General features: G+C 43.8%; 23 protein-coding genes. All 23 read left to right on the forward strand.

Going from position 1 to position 20,456, the window contains the following annotated elements; genetic code table 11:
* Positions 1–60 precede the first annotated feature (60 nt).
* The 23 genes from fliF to AS888_RS24180 all read left to right on the forward strand — a co-directional run bounded on the left by fliF (position 61) and on the right by AS888_RS24180 (position 20,448).
* Positions 61–1,656, forward strand: a complete 1,596-nt coding sequence (gene fliF, locus AS888_RS24070) for a flagellar basal-body MS-ring/collar protein FliF (RefSeq protein ID WP_061144616.1) — start codon at positions 61–63, stop codon at positions 1,654–1,656.
* A gap of 12 nt (positions 1,657–1,668) precedes the next feature.
* Complete coding sequence (gene fliG / locus AS888_RS24075; protein WP_061144617.1) at positions 1,669–2,688, forward strand: flagellar motor switch protein FliG; 1,020 nt, start codon at positions 1,669–1,671, stop codon at positions 2,686–2,688.
* Entirely contained in the window at positions 2,681–3,451 is a 771-nt protein-coding gene (fliH, locus tag AS888_RS24080; protein ID WP_061144618.1) for a flagellar assembly protein FliH, read from the forward strand. The genes fliG and fliH overlap by 8 nt, the downstream gene beginning before the upstream one ends.
* Positions 3,448–4,773, forward strand: coding sequence for a flagellar protein export ATPase FliI (gene fliI / locus AS888_RS24085; protein WP_061144619.1), 1,326 nt, complete (start codon positions 3,448–3,450; stop codon positions 4,771–4,773). The genes fliH and fliI overlap by 4 nt, the downstream gene beginning before the upstream one ends.
* Positions 4,770–5,216: a flagellar export protein FliJ gene (gene fliJ / locus AS888_RS24090; protein ID WP_061144620.1), complete on the forward strand. Its 447-nt coding sequence runs from the start codon at positions 4,770–4,772 to the stop codon at positions 5,214–5,216. Before fliI ends, fliJ begins: the two co-directional genes overlap by 4 nt.
* 4 nt (positions 5,217–5,220) lie before the next feature.
* Complete coding sequence (locus AS888_RS24095) at positions 5,221–5,850, forward strand: MotE family protein (RefSeq protein ID WP_061144621.1); 630 nt, start codon at positions 5,221–5,223, stop codon at positions 5,848–5,850.
* Positions 5,851–5,865: 15 nt separating this feature from the next.
* Positions 5,866–7,179: a flagellar hook-length control protein FliK gene (locus tag AS888_RS24100; RefSeq protein WP_061144622.1), complete on the forward strand. Its 1,314-nt coding sequence runs from the start codon at positions 5,866–5,868 to the stop codon at positions 7,177–7,179.
* A gap of 10 nt (positions 7,180–7,189) precedes the next feature.
* Positions 7,190–7,825 (forward strand): flagellar hook assembly protein FlgD, encoded by a 636-nt coding sequence (gene flgD / locus AS888_RS24105; protein ID WP_061144623.1) that lies wholly within the window; start codon positions 7,190–7,192, stop codon positions 7,823–7,825.
* 12 nt (positions 7,826–7,837) lie between these two features.
* Positions 7,838–8,038 (forward strand): hypothetical protein, encoded by a 201-nt coding sequence (locus AS888_RS27000; RefSeq protein WP_061144624.1) that lies wholly within the window; start codon positions 7,838–7,840, stop codon positions 8,036–8,038.
* 266 nt (positions 8,039–8,304) lie between these two features.
* Complete coding sequence (locus AS888_RS24115; RefSeq protein ID WP_061144739.1) at positions 8,305–9,570, forward strand: flagellar hook protein FlgE; 1,266 nt, start codon at positions 8,305–8,307, stop codon at positions 9,568–9,570.
* A gap of 49 nt (positions 9,571–9,619) precedes the next feature.
* Entirely contained in the window at positions 9,620–9,835 is a 216-nt protein-coding gene (locus tag AS888_RS24120) for a flagellar FlbD family protein (protein WP_061144740.1), read from the forward strand.
* Positions 9,832–10,260 (forward strand): flagellar basal body-associated protein FliL, encoded by a 429-nt coding sequence (fliL, locus tag AS888_RS24125; protein WP_061144625.1) that lies wholly within the window; start codon positions 9,832–9,834, stop codon positions 10,258–10,260. The genes AS888_RS24120 and fliL overlap by 4 nt, the downstream gene beginning before the upstream one ends.
* A gap of 52 nt (positions 10,261–10,312) precedes the next feature.
* Positions 10,313–11,311 carry a flagellar motor switch protein FliM gene (gene fliM / locus AS888_RS24130; protein ID WP_061144626.1) on the forward strand — a complete coding sequence of 333 codons (999 nt, stop codon included), beginning with the start codon at positions 10,313–10,315 and terminating at the stop codon, positions 11,309–11,311.
* Positions 11,301–12,512 carry a flagellar motor switch phosphatase FliY gene (gene fliY, locus AS888_RS24135; RefSeq protein WP_061144627.1) on the forward strand — a complete coding sequence of 404 codons (1,212 nt, stop codon included), beginning with the start codon at positions 11,301–11,303 and terminating at the stop codon, positions 12,510–12,512. The genes fliM and fliY overlap by 11 nt, the downstream gene beginning before the upstream one ends.
* Positions 12,513–12,530: 18 nt before the next feature.
* A complete protein-coding gene (locus AS888_RS24140; protein WP_061144628.1) occupies positions 12,531–12,893 on the forward strand; it encodes a response regulator in 363 nt (120 codons plus the stop codon).
* Between the two features lie 15 nt (positions 12,894–12,908).
* On the forward strand, positions 12,909–13,565 hold the full coding sequence (locus tag AS888_RS24145; RefSeq protein WP_061144629.1) for a flagellar biosynthetic protein FliO: 657 nt from the start codon (positions 12,909–12,911) through the stop codon (positions 13,563–13,565).
* Entirely contained in the window at positions 13,562–14,227 is a 666-nt protein-coding gene (fliP, locus tag AS888_RS24150; protein WP_061144630.1) for a flagellar type III secretion system pore protein FliP, read from the forward strand. Before AS888_RS24145 ends, fliP begins: the two co-directional genes overlap by 4 nt.
* A gap of 12 nt (positions 14,228–14,239) precedes the next feature.
* Complete coding sequence (gene fliQ / locus AS888_RS24155; RefSeq protein ID WP_061144631.1) at positions 14,240–14,509, forward strand: flagellar biosynthesis protein FliQ; 270 nt, start codon at positions 14,240–14,242, stop codon at positions 14,507–14,509.
* Positions 14,510–14,512: 3 nt separating this feature from the next.
* The gene (fliR, locus tag AS888_RS24160; RefSeq protein ID WP_061144632.1) at positions 14,513–15,289 is read left to right on the forward strand and encodes a flagellar biosynthetic protein FliR; all 777 of its coding nucleotides are present in this window, start codon (positions 14,513–14,515) and stop codon (positions 15,287–15,289) included.
* 1 nt (position 15,290) lies between these two features.
* The gene (gene flhB, locus AS888_RS24165; RefSeq protein ID WP_061144633.1) at positions 15,291–16,373 is read left to right on the forward strand and encodes a flagellar biosynthesis protein FlhB; all 1,083 of its coding nucleotides are present in this window, start codon (positions 15,291–15,293) and stop codon (positions 16,371–16,373) included.
* 37 nt (positions 16,374–16,410) lie between these two features.
* Positions 16,411–18,447 carry a flagellar biosynthesis protein FlhA gene (gene flhA, locus AS888_RS24170; RefSeq protein WP_061144634.1) on the forward strand — a complete coding sequence of 679 codons (2,037 nt, stop codon included), beginning with the start codon at positions 16,411–16,413 and terminating at the stop codon, positions 18,445–18,447.
* The gene (flhF, locus tag AS888_RS24175) at positions 18,444–19,598 is read left to right on the forward strand and encodes a flagellar biosynthesis protein FlhF (protein WP_061144635.1); all 1,155 of its coding nucleotides are present in this window, start codon (positions 18,444–18,446) and stop codon (positions 19,596–19,598) included. Before flhA ends, flhF begins: the two co-directional genes overlap by 4 nt.
* Entirely contained in the window at positions 19,582–20,448 is an 867-nt protein-coding gene (locus AS888_RS24180) for a MinD/ParA family protein (protein WP_061144636.1), read from the forward strand. The genes flhF and AS888_RS24180 overlap by 17 nt, the downstream gene beginning before the upstream one ends.
* The last annotated feature ends 8 nt before the right edge of the window (positions 20,449–20,456 follow it).

A 20,456-nucleotide genomic window follows, 5' to 3' on the forward strand; every position in this document is an offset into this window, starting at 1 on the left:
AAATGACCAGGGGGATATGCATCCCCCATCATAAATTCATAGACTGACCGGGGGATTTAAATGAATGATGCACTAATGAATATGAAAAATAAAATAACTGCATACTGGTCGAGCCGGAGTAAAAAGCAAAAAATGCTGATGATTGGTTCCGCCGCTTTAATGATCATCATCATTTCGGCCGTTTCGATCCTGACCACGCGCACGACGCTGGTACCCTTATATTCCAATCTAACACCTTCGGAAACGGGGAGCATCAAAGAGAACTTAGACAGTCAAGGAATCAAAAATGAAATTACGGAAAATGGTACGACGATAAAAGTTCCTGAAGAAAGCGTGGATACGCTTAAAGTGGAATTGGCCGCTGAAGGAATTCCTGATTCGGGCAATATCGACTATTCATTTTTTAGTCAAAGTGCTGGAATCGGGATGACCGAAAATGAATTCAATGTCATTAAATTGGACTCGATGCAAACGGAGCTGGCCAGTTTAATTAAGAAAATAGATGGAGTACAGGATGCAAGCGTGATGATCACGCTTCCTGATAAAGGCGTATTTGTAAGTGATGCAGCGGGGGAAGCTTCGGCATCCATTGTACTGAATACGAAACCGGGATATAAATTTGAAGAAAGCCAAATCAATTCGCTTTATCATCTTGTTTCGAAAAGCGTTCCGAATCTCCCTACCGATAATATCGTCATCATGAATCAAGACTTTGAGTATTATGACCTAGAAAATGAAAATTCTTCTTTCGCGTCGGCATTTGCTTCTCAAAACGAGATAAAAAAAGAAATAGAACGTGATATCCAAAGGCAAGTTCAAAATATGCTCGGAACGATAATGGGTCGGGATAAAGTGGTCGTTTCCGTCACGACGGACATCGATTTCACACAAGAAAACCGGGAAGAGAATTTAGTGGAACCGGTCGACAAAGAAAATATGGCCGGAATCGAGATTTCCGCGCAAAGGATCAATGAATCGTATAGCGGGGATCAAGCGGCTGCCGGGGGCGTTCCGCAAAGTGAGGACTCCTCAGATTCATTGGGATCTTACTCATCAGGGAGTAACGGATCCGGTGATTATGAAAAAGTGGATGAAAAGATAAATAGTGAAGTGAACCGGATCAAGAAGGAAATAGTGGGTAGCCCTTATAAAGTGAAGGACTTGGGCATACAGGTCATGGTCGAGCCGCCGAAGGCAAACGACCCCAATTCTCTATCTCAACAGAGTGTGGATGATATCACCCAGATTCTCGGGACGATTATCCGCACGACAATCGAGAAAAAGGCTGAAGGGGAAGAGCTGACGGACGAAGAGCTGACGAATAAAATAGCGATTTCTGTTCAACCGTTCAACGGGAAAATGAAACTGCCGAAAGAGGAAGCCAATTCTTCGTTGCCAATGTGGGCTTACATAGTCGGAGGAGTGCTGATACTTGCCATTATCATTCTCTTAATCTTATTCTTCCGTTCCCGCAGGCAATCCGAAATGGAAGAGGAATATGTGGTGGAAGAGGAAGAGGTCGTATTCGATGTACCGGATTTGAACAAGGAAAAAGAAACGGAAGCATCTTTAAAGAGAAAACAACTGGAGAAACTTGCAAAAGAAAAACCAGATGAATTCGCAAAATTATTAAGAAGCTGGATAGCGGAAGATTAGGAGGCTGGGCAAGTGACAGACAGAAAGAAAAAGGCCGGATTGACTGGTAAGCAGAAAGCCGCCATCCTCCTTATTTCATTAGGCCCGGATGTTTCTGCATCCGTATATAAGCATCTATCCGAAGAGGAAATTGAGAGGTTGACCCTTGAAATCTCGGGAGTGAGAAAAGTGGAATCGCATGATAAAGAAGAGATTCTTGAGGAGTTCCACAACATTGCTTTGGCTCAGGATTATATTTCCCAAGGCGGGATAGGGTATGCAAAGCAAGTGCTTGAAAAGGCGTTGGGATCCGATCAGGCAGCGGCCATCATTAACCGGTTGACATCTTCCTTACAGGTACGGCCGTTCGACTTTGCAAGAAAGGCAGATCCAGGCCAAATATTGAATTTCATCCAGAATGAACATCCGCAGACCATTGCATTGATCCTGTCGTACCTAGACCCGGCACAAGCTGGACAAATATTGTCTGAGCTCCCGCAAGAGGTACAGGCTGATATTGCGAGAAGGATCGCGTTAATGGATAGCACCTCGCCGGAAATCATCAATGAAGTGGAGCAAATACTCGAAAGGAAGCTGTCTGCGACCGTGACTCAAGATTATACGCAGACCGGTGGAGTAGAGGCGGTTGTCGATGTGTTGAACGGTGTGGATCGCTCAACCGAACGAACGATCTTGGATGCCCTCGAAATCCAGGATCCCGAGCTTGCTGAAGAAATCAAGAAACGGATGTTTGTTTTCGAAGATATCGTGACCCTTGATGGCAGAGCGATTCAGCGTGTGGTCAGGGAATCTGAAAACGAGGACCTTAAACTTTCCCTTAAAGTGGCAAGTGATGAAGTAAAGGAAATTGTTTTCCGAAATATGTCAAAACGGATGGTCGAAACGTTCCAGGAAGAAATGGAGTATATGGGACCTGTACGTTTGCGAGATGTTGAAGAAGCCCAATCAAGAATCGTTGCGGTCATCCGCCGATTGGAAGAAACTGGAGAAATTGTGATTGCCCGCGGTGGAGGGGATGATATCATTGTCTAGGATCATAAAATCCCGGCAGGCACAACGAGAGGACAGTAGAAAGGTCACGATAAAGGTGCGTCCTTTCGACTTTTTTCAAGCGGGCAATGAGGATGAGGAGCAAGGCCTTCACCATTTTCAATCTGGTGAATTCCTGAATCATGCCAAACAGGAAGCTGAAATGTTAATACTGGAGGCTCAGCAACAAGCGCAAGCGATTGCTGCCGGTATTCAGAAGGAACGTGAGAATTGGGAAAACGAAGAAAAGCTGATGTATATCGAACAAGCCCAAAAAGAAGGCTATCAGCAAGGAGTCGAAGATGGCATCCAAAAGGGCTATAACGAAATCGCAGGTGAAGTCGCCTATGCGAAAGACGTGGTGGAATCTTCAAAAAAAGATTATCGCCAGCATATCGAATCCTCGGAAACCGTAATTTTGGACCTTGCCATGAAGGTGGCGGCGAAAATCATTGGAAGCGAGATCGAAAAAGATGATGCGTCCTTTCTATCGATCGTCAAGAACGCGATCAAAGAGGTGCGGGATTACCGGGAAGTGCAATTGCACATCCATCCTGTTCACTACCAATCGATTCTTTCCCACAAGGAAGAATTGATCGCGATCTTTCCGAGGGATACGGAGTTGTATATCTTTCCCGATGATGAGCTGGAAGAAAGCAGCTGTATTATCGAATCCGAAAAGGGAAGGATAGATGCAAGCGTCGATAGTCAGCTGGAGGTAATCAAAACGAAACTAACTGAATTGCTGGAAGGGGAGCAAAAATGAAAGCTTTGGATCTATTGCCCTTGGTCGAAGATGTCGATCCATACAAACATTATGGACGGGTCAAACGGGTCGTAGGGTTAATGATAGAATCTCAAGGCCCTGAAAGCTCTGTAGGTGATGTTTGCTATATCTATACGGGCATGCAAAAAAAGAAAAATCGAATATTGGCGGAAGTCGTCGGGTTTCGTGATGAGATGGTCATCTTAATGCCATTTACGGCAGTTAGTGATATAGCCCCGGGGTGCATGGTTGAAGGGAGCGGGCGGAGCCTGGAGATTAAGGTTGGCAGCGGCTTGATTGGCAAGGTGGTTGATCCATTGGGGCAGCCAATTGATGATTCCCTGCTCCCGAAAGGCCTCGCTACCGTTCCTGTTGATCAAGATCCGCCCAATCCGATGAAACGTCCCCCGATTCATGAGCAGATAGATGTAGGTGTCCGGGTGATTGATAGTTTATTGACCGTCGGAAAAGGTCAGCGAGTTGGCATCTTCGCAGGGAGCGGTGTCGGGAAGAGTACACTGCTTGGCATGGTGGCAAGGAATACGACCGCTGATATAAACGTAATCGGCCTTGTGGGTGAACGTGGCCGTGAAGTTCGTGAATTCATTGAAAAGGATCTCGGTCCAGAAGGACTGGCGCGATCGATCGTTGTTGTTGCGACTTCCGATCAGCCGGCGCTGATGAGGATAAAAGGAGCATTGACGGCAACGGCAATAGCCGAATATTTCCGTGATAAAGGATTGAACGTAATGCTGATGATGGACTCGGTCACAAGGGTTGCAATGGCCCAGAGGGAAATCGGGCTGGCCATTGGCGAACCACCAACGACCAAGGGGTATACCCCATCCGTTTTCGCCATTTTGCCTAGGCTTTTGGAAAGGACTGGGACAAATCAGTTAGGAACGATTACAGCTTTTTATACGGTTCTAGTCGATGGTGATGACATGAATGAGCCGATTGCCGATGCAGTGAGGGGAATATTGGATGGTCACTTCATACTTGACCGAGATTTGGCCAATAAAGGACAGTTTCCCGCGATCAACATCTTAAAGAGCATCAGTCGGGTCATGAATAACATTGCCCAAGATAGGCATAAGAAATCCGCAGAAAAACTGCGGGCAAACTTATCAACTTATATGGAGTCGGAAGATTTGATCAATATAGGTGCTTATAAAAGAGGATCATCAAAACAAATTGATGACTCGATTACGCGCTATCCGGAAATCATCTCTTTCTTAAAGCAGGGGACTCATGAAAAGGCGGCCAAGGATGATAGTATCAATGCCCTGGTCGGATTGATGGAGAAAGGTGATCAGTCATGATTTATCAATATAAATTCGAGAAGATCCTGACCATTAAAGAAAAGGAAAAAAACGACGCATTGGCTAAATATAATGCTGCTGTAAAACGATTTGAAGAAGTGGCAGAAAAATTGTATCGTCTCTTGAAGAAAAAAGAAGAGTTGCTTGACTTTCAGCAGGAAAAGCTGCGAAATGGTTTATCGATCCAGGAGATTCGTCATCATCAGTTATTCATGGATAATCTGGAGATACTGGTGAGCCATTGCCAACAGGAAGTCATTGAATCGCGTTACAAAATGAATTTTCAACGGGATGCTCTTATGGAAAGAAATATTGAAGTGAAAAAGTACGAAAAAATGAAAGAAAATGATTTTCTTAAATTCCTCGATGTCATAAAGGAAGCTGAGAATAAACAAATGGATGAAATATCAATCCGCCAATTCTTAAGCAAAGGCGTTAGGTGATAGAATGCGTAAAAAAATCGAATCTAATGGAATGGAAGAATTGGAAGAAAGCAAGATAAGTAAGTTTCAATGGTTTCTTGTCATTTTCATACCGTTAATCTTTGCTGTAACTGTAGCATTGATCGTTTTAACAGTTGCAGGAGTCAATGTGGCGGATAAGGCCAAGGAAATGTCCGCAAAAATTCCCTTCATTGAATCGGGGAAAAAGGATGAGGAAAAAGGAAATGCAGACCGGAATGATGAGAAAGTTTCAATCAAACTGGAAAAATTGGAAACGGAAATTGAAACCAAGCAAAAAGAGATAGACAAGCTTGAAGGCATCATCGATACACGTGACAAGACCATTGAAAAGGCTGAAGCAGAAAAGCAGCAGCTTCAATTGGAAATGAATCAACTCAAGGTTAGTCAGAGCGGCAATGCCAAGGCTTTCAAAGATATCATCCGCACCTATGAAACGATGGCCCCTAAGAAGTCTGCACCAATCATTACTGAAATGAATGAGCAAGACGCATTGAAAATTCTCTCAAGCATGAAGGCGGCCACATTAGCCAAGGTATTGGAGAACATGTCAACTGCGGATGCCGCAAGGTTAACGAAGAGGCTTACGGAACAAAGCACGCAAGAGGAAAGTTGAGGGAGGTGAGGATAGATGAATTCAGCCATTAATGCCTTTCTCCCGTCTGTATCGGCAGGTCAAAAGGTTACGTCAAAGCAAAACCAACCAATCCATTCCGGTTTTGGCTCAGTCCTTCAATCTGTTGCGGGGGCAGAAGCATCCCCTCCATCTGAAAGCCTTGACGTTCTTGAGGGAAGATTGTCCGCATTAGGGGAATTGCTTGATTTTTTGAAAAGCGGCACGTTGATGGACGGTGAGGAAGAGGCAGTTGTTGAAGGGGGTGCAGCTAATACCCAAGAAGATATCAGCAACCAACTTTTGCGGGTTCTAAAAAAAATAACTGGAAACGATGAAGATAGCCTTTCTGAATTCCTTTCCAGCATAGAAGAGCTGGATTTAGAGCAAGAACAAGATGATTTGGACCTGAAATCTCAAAGCCTGGTATCGGGCAATGTCATGGAACTATATACCCTCCTAAAAAAAGTCTCGGTGTTTAGTGAAGAAGAATGGCATAAGCTGCCAATCCCTGGTGGGGCGAATTTGTTGAAATTGGTAAAAATCCAAAATTTGCTATCAGAGAATAAAGAGATGACGCAAGATGAAGCGGTCATCCAGAAGCAACTGAAAAACCTGCTTGAAGGGATGACCGGCAAGCTGGAAAAATGGCTATCCCATCAGCAAAAAGCAAATCCTGAACCTGATCAAACCAATATTTTGGGTACGGCACGAACTAACCAAAATGAAATCCTGAAAAGCGCATTCTTGACATTCTCAACAAGCGAGAAGGGAAGCAAGGAAACTAAAAGCGGCAGCGGTTTAGCTGTGAAAACCGTGGATGGGGGCCTCTTTCAAGGCACAGGCATACCTTTGACCATGACGAAGCTGGAACAATTCGTACTGACCGTTTCCAAAGGGGAGCAAACAGTCAGCCAAGAAGAATTCGTTAAGCAATTCGAAAATATTTTGGGCAAGGCAAATTTCAATGCGCATAACGGTGTAAATAAGCTGTTGATCCGGTTGAATCCGGAACATCTAGGAACCTTGAGAATCGAATTGATCCAAAAGGACGGGCTGATGTCAGCAAGGATATTGGCCACTACTGCACAGGCAAAGGATATGCTCGAGAAGCAGATTCATGGATTGAAGCAAGCCTTTAGCGGGCAAAGCATTCAAATCGAAAAAATTGAAATTTCCCAGGCCTTCACCGCTTTCGGTTCCGAGAAATTCTTACAGAAGGATGCGGATGAACGGCACGAGCGACAGCAGCGTAAGGAAGAAAGCAACGATGAGGGAGAAGGCGAATTTACAGGCTCCCTTGCTGAAGCTCTGCTAAATATGGAAGTGTAGAGGTGAAAAAATGACGACCATCGATACATCACTTTTATTATCGAATAATCAACAGGACAAAAGAAACACGGGCGATGCATTAGGAAAAGATGACTTTTTGAAATTGCTGCTCACCCAGCTGCAAAACCAAGATCCTTCAAGTCCAATGGACAATACCGAATTCATTGCCCAAATGGCGACATTTTCATCACTCGAACAGATGATGAATCTGGGGACGAAAATGGATGAAATCATCGGGATCAATCAACAAAATAGTTTAATGAATTATAACTCCTTTGTCGGGAAAGAAGTCACGTGGCATAAATTGGATGAGGGCGATGATAACCTTGCGATAGAAGAAGGAAAAGGAATCGTGAAATCCATTCAATATAAGGGCGAGAATGTGTATTTCCTTTTAGAAGATGGCACAAAACTTACACCGGCCAATATTTCCGCTATGGAACAAACAAGTACGACTTCGATTGGCCTAACTGCAGCAAGCGAGTTAATCGGGAAACGGGTAAGCTGGAAGGATGAAAAAAATGGAGATTCGTCAGCAATCGTTGTCTCTGTGTCCATGAATAAAGGCAAGCTGCAAATAGAAGTGGATGATGAAAGCAAAACCAAGCTGTCCTATGAGCAACTGACGGAAATTGCCAAACCATAAAGGGGCGGGAAAATGAATAAACTTGGTTTCCAAGCAAATCCCGCTCAGATGTTGTCACAGCCAAAGTTACCTTTGCGCCAAAGGCAGATCATCCCTCAAGGATTTCAGCACCATTTTCAAGCCGCCGTGTCCCCTATTGAAAAATTGACCATCAGTAAACATGCGCAAATGAGGATGAATGAAAGAAATATCCAAATAGCGCCGCAAATGTGAGGGGAAATAGAAGTAAAAGCAGATGGGGCCAAAAAGAAGGGTGTGACCGAATCTCTTGTCATTACGGATAATGCTGCGCCCATAATAAGTACGAAAAATAACAAAGTCATTACGGTCATGGATAGGGATGAAGCATCATCGTAAATTTTCACGAACATTAAGGGAACCATCATTTTGGATTGATGGAATAGTAGGCTGGACCTAATATAGGAAGTCTCGACTGTGGAATGACGGAAGCGGTCGCAAAAAGAAAGGGGAGCTTTAATATGCTTCGTTCAATGTATTCGGGAATAAGCGGATTAAAAAACTTACAAACAAAATTGGATGTTATCGGCAATAACGTCGCCAATGTCAATACTTACGGTTTCAAAAAAAGCCGTGTGACATTCAGCGATGCGATGAACCAAACGATATCGGGTGCAAGCGCAGCTACAGCCAATAAGGGTGGGACTAACTCGAAACAAATCGGATTGGGCTCCACGATTGCTACGATTGATACCATCCATACTCAATCAAGCTTACAAACGACCGGACGGGATCTTGACTTGGGGATATCTGGCGATGGCTATTTTGTAGTCAAGCAAGGCGATGCACTTTCCTATACGCGGGCAGGAAACTTTTATTTGGATGATAACGGTACCCTAGTAAATGCGAATGGTTTGAAAGTACAAGCTTACAAGGTCGATGAAAACGGGAAACGGTCGAAAACCATCGGCGATGTCGCCGTTAACGTCAATGCCATCTTACCTGCAGTAACCACGACGAAAATATCGGTAAGTGAAAATCTTGCTGCTGATGCCATTGATGGTTCCGTATTCAGCCAGCAAATAAAAGTGGTGGATGGAAAGGGTAAGGAACAGACGGCCACGATTTATTTCCAAAAGACGAGTGATAATAAATGGAACGTTTTTGATGAAGAGCCTGCTGCACTTGGAGATACTTCAGCTACAAAACCAAAACCGTTCACTTCGTTGAATTTCGACGCGAATGGTCAGCTCGTGGCCGCTGACAAAAATCAGCCAAATAAAACGATTAACATAACAAGCGGCAAAGAGGATGACACGAATACAGCGGCTGATGAAAGCGTCCAAAGGGCTCAATTGGATTTTGATTTCTCAAAGCTCACTCAAGTCAAAGGCTCTACAACTGCATTAGTCAACCCGAATGGCAATAAAGAAGGAAAACTGGAAAGCTTCAATATTGGTTCGGCAGGGGAAGTGAATGGCGTTTATTCCAACGGTCTGATCACTACTTTAGGTCAGTTGGCAGTTGCCAAGTTTTCCAATTCATCAGGCTTGACGAAAACGGGGGGCAATACTTTCCAGGAATCGATCAACTCAGGTACGGCAAACATCAATATCCCTGGTGAGGGGCGCGGTGTGATCGCTTCAGGTTCATTGGAAATGTCCAATGTCGATCTGTCAGAAGAGTTCACGGAAATGATTGTTGCCCAACGGGGTTTTCAATCGAATTCCAGGATCATCACGACTTCGGATGAGATATTACAAGAATTGGTTAATTTAAAAAGATAGGTTAAAGGAGGGAGGAGCCCGGTGCTTTTTGCTCTGGCTCCTAAATATCATTATCAAAGTGACAAGACTCAATGGAAAATGCTTTCACGTCAATGCGTTGTACATAGACACAATCGAATCATTGCCTGATACGACCATCTCTTTTACAAATGGCAAAAAGATCGTGGTACTTGAAAAGGAAGAGGAAATGGTCGAAGCTATTATTCAATTTTATCGTACCGTGAATATTCTTGGATTCAGGAAGGGTGTGGAGGAAGGAACATGAAAAAAAAATTAATGACCATAATATTGATCATACTTGTGGCCATCACGCTGGTTGGTGTCATAGCGGTAGTGGTTGTGACAAAGTTATCTGAGCCCACATCTGCCGAAGCTAAACCGAGCATCGACGAAATCGTCAAATCATCTGTTGAAATTCCCGAAATAACAACGAACCTTGACGGAAATGATTATATCAAAATCTCATTTATGGTCCAAACCGAAAATAAAAAGGCAAAAGAAGAATTGGAAAAAAGAAATTTCCAGATGAAAAATATCATCATTACTGAACTGTCCGAAATGAAAGCGGAAGAGTTAACCGGTAAAAAAGGTAAAGAAAAATTACAAAATGTATTAAAGGATAGAATGAATGAATTAATGGAAGAAGGAAAAGTTGAAAAGGTTTATATAACCTCCTCGATTCTTCAATAAGAACAACCTTGCTTCATTAAATAAGAAGGGGAAGCTTTGGAGGTGAATGTTAATGTCCGGGGAAATATTATCACAAAACGAAATCGATGCTTTGCTATCGGCCATTTCAACGGGTGAAATGGATGCAGATGATTTAAAGAAAGAAGAACTGGAAAAAAGAGTGAAAGTGTATGACTTCAAAAGGGCACTCCGTTTTTCAAAGGATCAAATCAGGAGTCTGACCAGGATACATGAGAACTTTGCAAGGTTGCTGACCACTTACTTTTCAGCCCAGCTAAGGACGTATGTACAAATATCCGTTGCTTCTGCAGACCAAATCCCGTATGAAGAGTTTATCCGTTCCATCCCTAAAATGACGATCCTGAATGTGTTTGAGGTGCCACCTCTGGATGGCCGGATCATTCTTGAGGTCAACCCGAATATCGCCTATTCGATGATGGATCGAGTGTTGGGGGGACGGGGCATAAGCGTGAACAAAGTGGACAGTTTAACGGAAATAGAAACGAAAATCATGTCCAATTTATTCGAGAAGGCTTTTGAGAATTTGCAGGAGGCTTGGGGGACGATTGTTGAAATCGAGCCGGTGATGACCGAGTTCGAGGTGAACCCGCAATTCCTTCAATTAGTCTCGCCCAATGATACGGTAGTGGTCATTTCCTTGAATACACAAATTGGTGAAACGAGCGGGATGATCAACGTGTGCATTCCACATGTGGTTTTGGAGCCGATCATACCAAAGCTATCAGCACATTATTGGATGGAAACTGCCCAGAAGGAGAGAATTCCTGAGGAAATCATGATTTTAGAAAAACGGATCAGGAATGCTGACCTTCCGATTGTGTCCGAGCTCGGTTCTACCGATATCACCATCCAGGATTTTTTGTTACTGGATGTTGGTGATGTGATTGACTTAAATAAGGCGATCGAGGAACCTTTGATGATTAAGGTTGGAGGAATCCCTAAATATAGGGGGCAGCCAGGAAAAGTAGGCAAAAAGCACGCCATCCAGATTCTTGATATTTTGAAAGGGGGAGACGAAGATGATAAGTGATGAAATGCTCTCGCAAGACGAGATAGATGCCCTTTTAAAAGGTACAAGTGACATAGAAGATGAGGTGAGCCCTCTTGCGATTGACGAGTATTTATCGATGATGGAACTGGACGCTCTCGGTGAAATTGGTAATATTTCTTTCGGAAGCTCGGCCACGGCCTTATCCACATTATTGAACCAGAAAGTGGACATCACGACACCGACGGTAACCTTGATTGAGAGGGGCCAGATCGCTAGCGAATTTCCGCATCCATATGTAGCGATACAGGTGCAATATACGGAAGGGTTTTCAGGCATCAATATGCTCGTCATCAAACAAAGCGATGCGGCCATCATTGCCGATTTAATGCTTGGCGGCGATGGGCTGAATCCCTCAGATATGCTGGGGGAAATCCAGTTGAGTGCCGTTCAGGAAGCGATGAACCAAATGATGGGCTCGGCCGCGACATCCATGTCGACCATTTTCAGTAAAAAGGTCGATATTTCCCCGCCAAGCATAGACCTGCTTAACTTTTTGAATGGTGAAGGGGAAAACGCGATACCAAATGAAGATTTATTTGCAAAAATCTCATTCCGTCTTCGGGTCGGTACGTTAATCGATTCCAGCATCATGCAGCTGCTGCCTTTGGAATTCGCCAAAGGGTTAGTCTCTGAACTATTGAATGGAACAAACGAAGAGGCCGATATGAAGTTGGAAAAACCAGTGAGCCAGCCAACACACAGCCCCTCACCTGAGCCTGAACGTGTCCAGAGTACGGGATTGAAACCATCACCGGCAAATGACGCTTATGGGCAAGGCGGCTATCAAACGCATCCGGCAAGTCAAAGCCCGAATGTGCCGCAGCACTTTGGAGCCCCATCGGCCCCATCAGGCCCACCGGTGAATGTGCAGCCTGCGAGCTTCACTAGTTTTCAGCCCCATCAGCTTCAAGAGTCTGAATCGAAAAATCTAAGCATGCTGATGGATATTCCGCTGCAAGTAACGGTGGAGCTGGGGAGAACGAAGCGTTCTGTCAAGGATATTTTGGAGCTTTCCTCCGGTTCGATCATCGAATTGGATAAATTGGCAGGAGAGCCAGTCGATATCCTGGTTAACAGCCGTTTAATAGCAAAAGGTGAAGTGGTAGTGATCGATGAAAACTTTGGGGTCCGGGTTACGGATATCATGAGCCAAAGTGAACGATTAAATAAAATCAGATAAATTTGGGGGAAGAAAAAAATGGCGAATAGAATTTTAATAGTGGACGATGCAGCATTTATGAGAATGATGATTAAGGATATCTTGTCTAAAAATGGATTTGAGATCGTCGGCGAAGCAGCAGACGGTGCACAAGCGGTGGACAAATATAAAGAAACACATCCCGATCTTGTAACGATGGATATCACGATGCCAGAGATGGATGGAATCACAGCATTAAAGGAAATTAAAAAGATCAATCCTCAAGCTAAGGTCATTATGTGTTCAGCAATGGGGCAACAAGCGATGGTCATCGATGCGATCCAAGCTGGGGCGAAAGACTTTATCGTGAAGCCTTTCCAAGCAGACCGGGTGTTGGAAGCCATAAATAAAGCATTAAGTTAAGAGGGTGTCTTCATATTGTCTTTTATTAAAAAATGGCTACAGGTCTCATTGATGATAGCAATATTCTTCACTGGGGCCTTGCAGGCTCATGCGGAAAATCTTGATGAAACGGTGAAGGATGTCTATCGACAGCCGAATGCTAACGTGGATAAAGCTGACTCCAAAGACTTACAATCTAACAATCAAGCTTCTAGTCCCGATAAAGTCGGGATAACCGTTTGGGAATTTCTCAGGATGATATTTGCAACCATCTTTGTGGTAGGTCTTCTTTATATATTATTAAAATTCATCAATAAAAAAAATAAATCATACCAAAAGGCAAATTCAGTCGAAAATATAGGCGGTACCAGCCTTGGTGCAAATCGTTCCGTTCAGCTTGTTAAAGTGGGGGGCCGAATATTGGTGATCGGGGTGGGCGAAAATATCCAACTCCTTAAAGAAATCGATGATCCTTCGGAATGCGAACAGCTTTTGCAAGACCATAACGATAAGATCGATCAAATGTTGCAGCCCGGTGCCATGGCAATGAAGCTGAAAAATAAGTGGTTGAAGAAAAATGAATCAAAATCGGCCGGTTTCTCAACCGAATTCAAAAATCAGCTCGATCAAATGTCCGCCAGCAGGAAGAAGCTGTTAAAGGAGCTTGATAGGAAAGGGAGAGACGATGAATGAATGAGTTCATGGAGTTTTTCAAAACTAGCGATCCCGCCAATGTCTCCACTTCCGTCAAGCTTGTCCTGCTCATGACCGTTTTAACGCTGGCTCCCAGCATTTTGATCCTGATGACGTGTTTCACAAGAATAATAATAGTACTGAGCTTTGTGAGAACATCATTAGGTACACAGCAGATGCCTCCGAATCAGGTGCTGGTCGGACTGGCTCTTTTCATGACATTTTTCATCATGGCACCGACATTTCAGGAAGTGAATGAGAAAGCACTGACTCCATTATTTAATGAACAAATAGATTTGGAAGAAGCATATGTGGAGGCCTCGATACCTTTTAAGGAATTCATGAGCGCCCATACAAGGCAGAAGGATCTGGCGTTGTTTTTGGACTATGCTAAGGTGGAAAAGCCTGAAACGATACAGGATATTCCTTTGACTGCGTTTGTACCGGCGTTTGCAATCAGTGAAATCAAAACGGCCTTTCAAATTGGCTTTATGATATTCATTCCATTTTTGGTTATCGATATGGTCGTAGCTAGCGTCCTGATGTCAATGGGGATGATGATGCTGCCGCCGGTCATGATTTCCCTGCCCTTTAAAATCCTTCTTTTCATTCTTGTCGATGGATGGTATTTGGTCGTGAAGTCTTTATTACAGAGTTTTTAAGCGGGTGAAAAAATGAATGCAGAGTTTGTTATTGATATAGCAGAAAAAGGAATATATATGGTATTGATCATTGCTGGCCCATTGATGGTGATAGCTCTGGTTGTAGGGCTTTTAGTAAGCATTTTTCAGGCGACTACACAGATTCAGGAACAGACCTTGGCATTCGTTCCGAAAATCGTGGCCGTTTTGTTGGGACTCATACTTCTGGCTCCGTGGATGCTAAGCCATTTATTATCATACGCAAATGAAATTTTCGGTAACCTGAATCGATTTGTAGGGTAGGGCATGGAAGAACTATTTCCGCATTTTCCTGCTTTTTTATTAATCGTGGTCAGGGTCACCACATTCTTTGTGGCAATGCCGATTTTCTCGTACCGCTCAATACCGGTGCAGCATCGTCTAGGGCTTGGAATCTTTCTTGCCTGGATCATGTACTATACCATTGATGCCCCCATCCTTGACCTGGATGCCACATTTTATTTGTTGATCATTAAGGAGGCACTTGTGGGGCTTTTCATCGGATTTGCTTCCTATATGATTTTATCAGCCGTTCAGGTAGCAGGGGGATTGATTGATTTTCAGTTGGGTTTTTCGATAGCCAATGTCATCGATCCCCAAACCGGGGCCCAAAGCCCGTTGATGGGACAATATCTATATACCATCGCTTTATTATTCCTACTGAGCACGAATGGCCATCATTTGCTTTTGGATGGGATATTTTATAGCTACCAATTCATCCCGATCGATCAATTGTTTGTGCCATTTGGGGATCATAGATTGATAGAATACTTGGCCAAGGCATTCGGAAAAGCGTTCATGATTGCCTTTCAAATGTCGATACCAGTGGTGGGAAGCATTTTTCTGGTGGATGTCACGCTAGGCATCCTTGCAAGGACGGTTCCCCAATTGAATGTATTCGTTGTTGGGATCCCAGTCAAAATCATAGCGGGCTTGGCGGTTATTGTTTTGGTAATGGGAATGATGATGACGGTTGTCACCCAACTCTTCAATTTCTTGCTTGTGACGATGCGTCATCTCATGCAGCTGATCGGAGGCATATGATTTGGACAAATTTCAGCTGGATTTACAGTTCTTCGCAGGTGAGAAGACTGAAAAGGCGACACCGAAAAAACGCCAGGATTCAAAGAAAAAAGGACAGGTGGCAAAGAGTCAGGATGTTAATACATCCGTTAATTTAATTGCTGTATTCGCGGTGCTATTGATTATGGGGCCATATATGTACAACCATCTCGTCGCTCTCATGAAAGATTATCTGCAGCATTTTTCCGTGGCTGGCTTCACGGAGGGTACTGTCCAGATTATCATGATCGAAGTACTGAAGGAAATGGGCCTAGTCCTTGGACCTGTTTTTGCAGCGGCGGTAGTGGCTGGCATTTTGGCTAATGTCATGCAGATCGGGTTCATGTTTTCAACAGAATCCATACAGTTCAAGCTTGAAAAATTGGATCCCATTAAAGGTTTCAAACGTATCTTTTCGATGAGGGCGATTGTTGAATTATTGAAATCGATTCTTAAAATATCCTTTGTTGGTTTTGTTGCCTTTTATGTACTTTGGCAGCGAATGGACGAAATTATGATTTTATCACAGATTTCTGTGGAAGAAGCGATGGCAACGCTGGCGGATATTACGATCAAAGTAGGATTTTATGCTGCCGTGGCTTTATTGTTCATTGCTCTATTGGACTATTTGTATCAGAAATATGACTTTGAAAAAAACATCCGAATGTCCAAGCAGGATATTAAGGATGAATATAAAAATTCCGAAGGCGATCCGCTCATCAAGTCAAAAATCAAGCAAAAGCAAAGGCAGATGGCTGCTCAAAGAATGATGCAGGAGATTCCCAATGCCGACGTCGTCATTACTAATCCGACACATTTTGCCATTGCTTTAAAATATGATGAAGAAAAAGCGGAGGCTCCATTTGTAGTGGCAAAGGGCGTTGACTTTGTCGCTCAGAAAATTAAATTCATCGCTAAAGAAAACGATGTAATCATGGTGGAAAATCGCCCTTTGGCAAGATCCTTATACGATCAGGCGGAATTGGGCCAGGCGATTCCCGAGGAGTTCTTTAAGGCGGTCGCTGAAATACTCGCCTTTGTTTATAAAACCAAAGGTAAGCTGTAAAGAAGTAAAGGTAACCCGTTAGTTAGGAGAGAAAAACATGCGAGCAAGAGATTTAGTTGTTATATCGAGCGTCATCATGATCGTTGCCATGTTGGTCATTCCATTGCCGACATGGTTGTTAAGTATTTTACTCCTTTTGAATATCTCTCTTGCGCTGCTGGTTCTATTGACAACGATGAATATGAAAGAACCTCTCGAATTCTCGATCTTCCCTTCGTTGCTCCTTTTACTGACATTGTTCAGGTTGGGGTTGAATGTTTCGACGACTCGTGCCATTTTGACCTATGGTGATGCTGGCGGTGTCGTAGAAACCTTCGGGTCGTTTGTAGTCGGAGGTAATGTGCTTGTAGGATTAGTTGTGTTCATCATATTGGTCATCATCAATTTCATTGTCATCACGAAAGGATCGGAACGGGTCTCGGAGGTTGCCGCCAGGTTTACACTGGATGCGATGCCAGGGAAACAGATGGCCATTGATGCGGATCTGAATGCTGGGATGATTTCCGAAACGGAAGCACGTGCCAGAAGGGACAAAATCAGTAACGAAGCAGACTTTTATGGTTCCATGGATGGTGCGAGCAAATTTGTTAAAGGAGATGCAATTGCTGGCATCATCATAGTCATCATTAACTTGATTTTTGGGATGATCATTGGGGTCATGCAATTGGATATGGGATTTGCTGAATCCGCCACCCATTTTTCGATGCTATCCGTTGGTGATGGAATCGTCAGTCAGGTGCCGGCCTTATTGATTTCAACGGCTACAGGAATAGTCGTGACAAGAGCTGCCTCGAACGGCAACCTCGGAGCGGATATTGTTGAACAACTGTTTCAATTTCCCAAAATGCTCTACCTGACAGCAGCCACCATCTTCCTGCTTGGGTTATTCACCCCGATTTCCGACTTGTTCACTTTGCCGATTGCAGCTTTGCTAGTCGTAGGCGGGTATACCATTTCCAGGATACCGAAGCAGGACGAAAGCGAAATTCAGGAGATGGAAGAAGTACTTGAAACGGATGAAATGAAAAGTCCGGAAAGTGTCGTGAATCTGTTAAGTGTCGACCCGATCGAATTTGAGTTTGGATATGGACTGATACCTCTTGCGGATGCCAATCAAGGAGGGGACCTGCTGGATCGCGTCGTCATGATCCGCAGACAGCTTGCCATCGAATTGGGGCTCGTGATTCCCGTCGTCAGGATCAGGGATAACATTCAGTTGAATCCCAATGAGTACCGTTTGAAAATTAAGGGGAGTGTCATGGCAAAAGGGGAATTGCTTCTTAATCATTTCTTGGCGATGAGTCCGGGAATCGAGGATGATTCGATCGAAGGGATCGATACGATTGAACCCTCCTTTGGCTTACCGGCCAAATGGATCACGGATGATATGAAGGAACATGCCGAGATGATGGGATATACCGTTGTGGACCCTCCGAGTGTAGTTTCCACACACTTGACGGAAGTCATAAAGGCCAATGCACAGGAATTGTTGGGCAGGCAGGAAACGAAGCAATTGATCGATCACCTCCGGGAATCTTCACCAATCCTTGTAGAGGAAGTGACACCTAATCCCTTGTCGATTGGCGATGTCCAAAAAGTGTTGGCAAAGTTATTGAAGGAAAAGGTGTCAATAAGGAATTTACCGATCATTTTCGAAACGCTTGCTGATTATGGAAAGCTATCAACTGACACGGATTTGCTTACTGAATATGTAAGGCAGAATTTAGCACGGCAAATAACCGGTTCATTTATGACCGATGAAAATAAAATCAAAGTGATAACCTTATCGGGGAAAGTGGAGAAAACGATCGCTGATGGGGTACAGCAAACCGAACATGGTAACTATTTATCACTTGATCCAGTCATATCGCAATCCATATTGGAGGCCATTTCAGCCAAGCTGGAGGAACTGACATTAATGGATCACCAACCGATCTTGCTCTGTTCGCCGGCAGTACGGATGTATGTCCGCCAATTGACGGAACGTTATTTTCCCAATGTGCCGGTCCTTTCATATAACGAACTAGAATCCAATGTAGAAGTACAAAGTATAGGGGTGGTGAATATCGATTGAAGGTAAAGAAATATTTGGCCCCGTCAATGACCGAGGCGATGAAGCGAATTAGGGGGGAGCTAGGCAGTGAGGCGGTCATCTTAAGCTCAAAAGCTGTCTATAAAGGTGGTTTCCTAGGTTTGTTCAAAAAGAGGAACATTGAAGTCATTGCGGCGATCGATCCTGTTTCCGCGCCTCTCCAAACGGTAACCAAGCAAAAAAAGAAGAAGCTGCCTTCCAATCCGCAACTGGAAGATCAAGCACCCGCTGTTTATGAATCCAGGGGGAATTCCGAGTTAATGAAAGAAATCGAAGGCTTGAAAGACATGATTAATCGGATACAGATCCATTCATCTGATCGAAAATTCCCCGAGAGATTGCAGAAAGCCTATGATTCCTTAACGGAGCAGGAAGTGGACCCGGCACTTCGGTCACAAATCATGGATGAATTACTTGAAAAATGGTTCGCTTTCAAGCAAAGAGCGACCGTTGAAGAGGTACAAGCCTGGTTGGAAGAATCGCTGCTGGCGATTTTGGATCAGGTCGAGAACGGACAACCGGGAATGCAGAAAAAGTATATCAATATTGTCGGGCCAACAGGGGTGGGCAAGACAACGACTCTTGCAAAGGTAGCGGCAGAAACCATGTTGAAGCATGATAAAAGGGTGGCATTCATAACGACGGATACTTACAGAATTGCAGCCATAGATCAGCTTAAGACGTATGCGAAGATTTTGAACGTTCCGATCGAAGTGGCTTATAACTTGGAAGACTTCAAACGGGCTACTGAACGTTTCTCCCATTATGATTATGTTTTTATAGATACAGCCGGGAGGAATTTCCGCAATCCGCAATATGTCAAAGATCTGAATGAGATCATTCACTTTACAGATGAGATCGAAACCTATTTGGTGCTGTCATTAACCTCCAAGCAAAAAGATATGGAAGATATTTACCGCCAATTTGCAGCCATTCCGATAAAACAGGTCATATTTACAAAAGCGGACGAAACCTCGACTTTCGGTAGCATCTTTAATTTCATACACACGCATAAAGTAGGAGCCGCTTATATAACAACTGGCCAGAATGTTCCGGATGATATTGAAATTGCGACATCATCACAGCTATTGAAAATGGCTCTTGAGGCAAAAAAATATGAAAGACCAAGCTGAGAGCCTGCGAAGGAGACTGGAAGCCCTGCAAAAACAAACAATGGCAAGAACCATTGCCGTTTTAAGTGGCAAGGGCGGTGTCGGTAAATCCAATTTCTCCTTGAATTTTTCAATTGCCTTATCCAAAAGGGGAAAAAAAGTATTGCTGTTTGACATGGACATCGGCATGGGGAACATAGATATTTTAATCGGGGGGCATTCCCCCTTCAGTATTATCGATTTCTTTGAAAATGGTCGCAGTTTGCAGGAAATCATCACCGCTGGTCCAGGTAATATTTCAATCATCACTGGCGGAACGGGCCTGTTGAATCTCTTTTCACTTGATGAAGTGAAGTTTGCGCGTTTCAATGAAGAATTCAGTTCATTGATGGCGAATTACGATTATATATTATTTGATATGGGCGCGGGCATTACGCATGATTCGCTGAAATTCCTATTATGTGTCGATGAATTATTCGTGATTACGACCCCGGAGCCGACTTCCATCACGGATGCCTATTCTGCAATGAAATATATTCATTCGATCAATAAAGAGATTCCATGTTTCCTTGTGTGCAATAGGATATGTTCAAGCAAGGAGGGGAAGGAAACGATTAAGCGTCTGCAAAATGCCTTCATGAAATTTTTAGATCTTGAAACGGTTGCATTAGGTTATGTACCAGACGATAGGACCGTTTCAAAAGCCGTTACTAAACAAATGCCATTTATCCTTTTCGACCCTGAAGCCGATGTATCCCGAGCCATCATGGACATTGGGACGAGATATGCAAACCATTCATTTGGGGGGGATATGACTTTGCCTAAAGGTCATTTCCTCCGAAACATGAAAAGATATTTTCTTGGAAGGTAGGTCTCCTT

It is taken from the genome of Peribacillus simplex, from assembly GCF_001542915.1.
GTDB classification, from domain to species: Bacteria; Bacillota; Bacilli; order Bacillales; family DSM-1321; genus Peribacillus; species Peribacillus simplex_B.

What these genes read in the sequence shown, in the direction of transcription:
- AS888_RS24180 (WP_061144636.1), top strand. Translation starts at nt 19,582, where the DNA reads ATGAAAGACCAAGCTGAGAGCCTGCGAAGGAGACTGGAAGCCCTGCAA.
- fliL (WP_061144625.1), top strand. Translation starts at nt 9,832, where the DNA reads ATGAAAAAAAAATTAATGACCATAATATTGATCATACTTGTGGCCATC.
- fliR (WP_061144632.1), top strand. Translation starts at nt 14,513, where the DNA reads ATGGAAGAACTATTTCCGCATTTTCCTGCTTTTTTATTAATCGTGGTC.
- AS888_RS24095 (WP_061144621.1), top strand. Translation starts at nt 5,221, where the DNA reads ATGCGTAAAAAAATCGAATCTAATGGAATGGAAGAATTGGAAGAAAGC.
- AS888_RS27000 (WP_061144624.1), top strand. Translation starts at nt 7,838, where the DNA reads ATGAATAAACTTGGTTTCCAAGCAAATCCCGCTCAGATGTTGTCACAG.
- fliY (WP_061144627.1), top strand. Translation starts at nt 11,301, where the DNA reads ATGATAAGTGATGAAATGCTCTCGCAAGACGAGATAGATGCCCTTTTA.
- fliQ (WP_061144631.1), top strand. Translation starts at nt 14,240, where the DNA reads ATGAATGCAGAGTTTGTTATTGATATAGCAGAAAAAGGAATATATATG.
- fliP (WP_061144630.1), top strand. Translation starts at nt 13,562, where the DNA reads ATGAATGAGTTCATGGAGTTTTTCAAAACTAGCGATCCCGCCAATGTC.
- AS888_RS24140 (WP_061144628.1), top strand. Translation starts at nt 12,531, where the DNA reads ATGGCGAATAGAATTTTAATAGTGGACGATGCAGCATTTATGAGAATG.
- AS888_RS24115 (WP_061144739.1), top strand. Translation starts at nt 8,305, where the DNA reads ATGCTTCGTTCAATGTATTCGGGAATAAGCGGATTAAAAAACTTACAA.
- flgD (WP_061144623.1), top strand. Translation starts at nt 7,190, where the DNA reads ATGACGACCATCGATACATCACTTTTATTATCGAATAATCAACAGGAC.
- AS888_RS24100 (WP_061144622.1), top strand. Translation starts at nt 5,866, where the DNA reads ATGAATTCAGCCATTAATGCCTTTCTCCCGTCTGTATCGGCAGGTCAA.
- fliJ (WP_061144620.1), top strand. Translation starts at nt 4,770, where the DNA reads ATGATTTATCAATATAAATTCGAGAAGATCCTGACCATTAAAGAAAAG.
- flhA (WP_061144634.1), top strand. Translation starts at nt 16,411, where the DNA reads ATGCGAGCAAGAGATTTAGTTGTTATATCGAGCGTCATCATGATCGTT.
- fliM (WP_061144626.1), top strand. Translation starts at nt 10,313, where the DNA reads ATGTCCGGGGAAATATTATCACAAAACGAAATCGATGCTTTGCTATCG.
- fliI (WP_061144619.1), top strand. Translation starts at nt 3,448, where the DNA reads ATGAAAGCTTTGGATCTATTGCCCTTGGTCGAAGATGTCGATCCATAC.
- fliF (WP_061144616.1), top strand. Translation starts at nt 61, where the DNA reads ATGAATGATGCACTAATGAATATGAAAAATAAAATAACTGCATACTGG.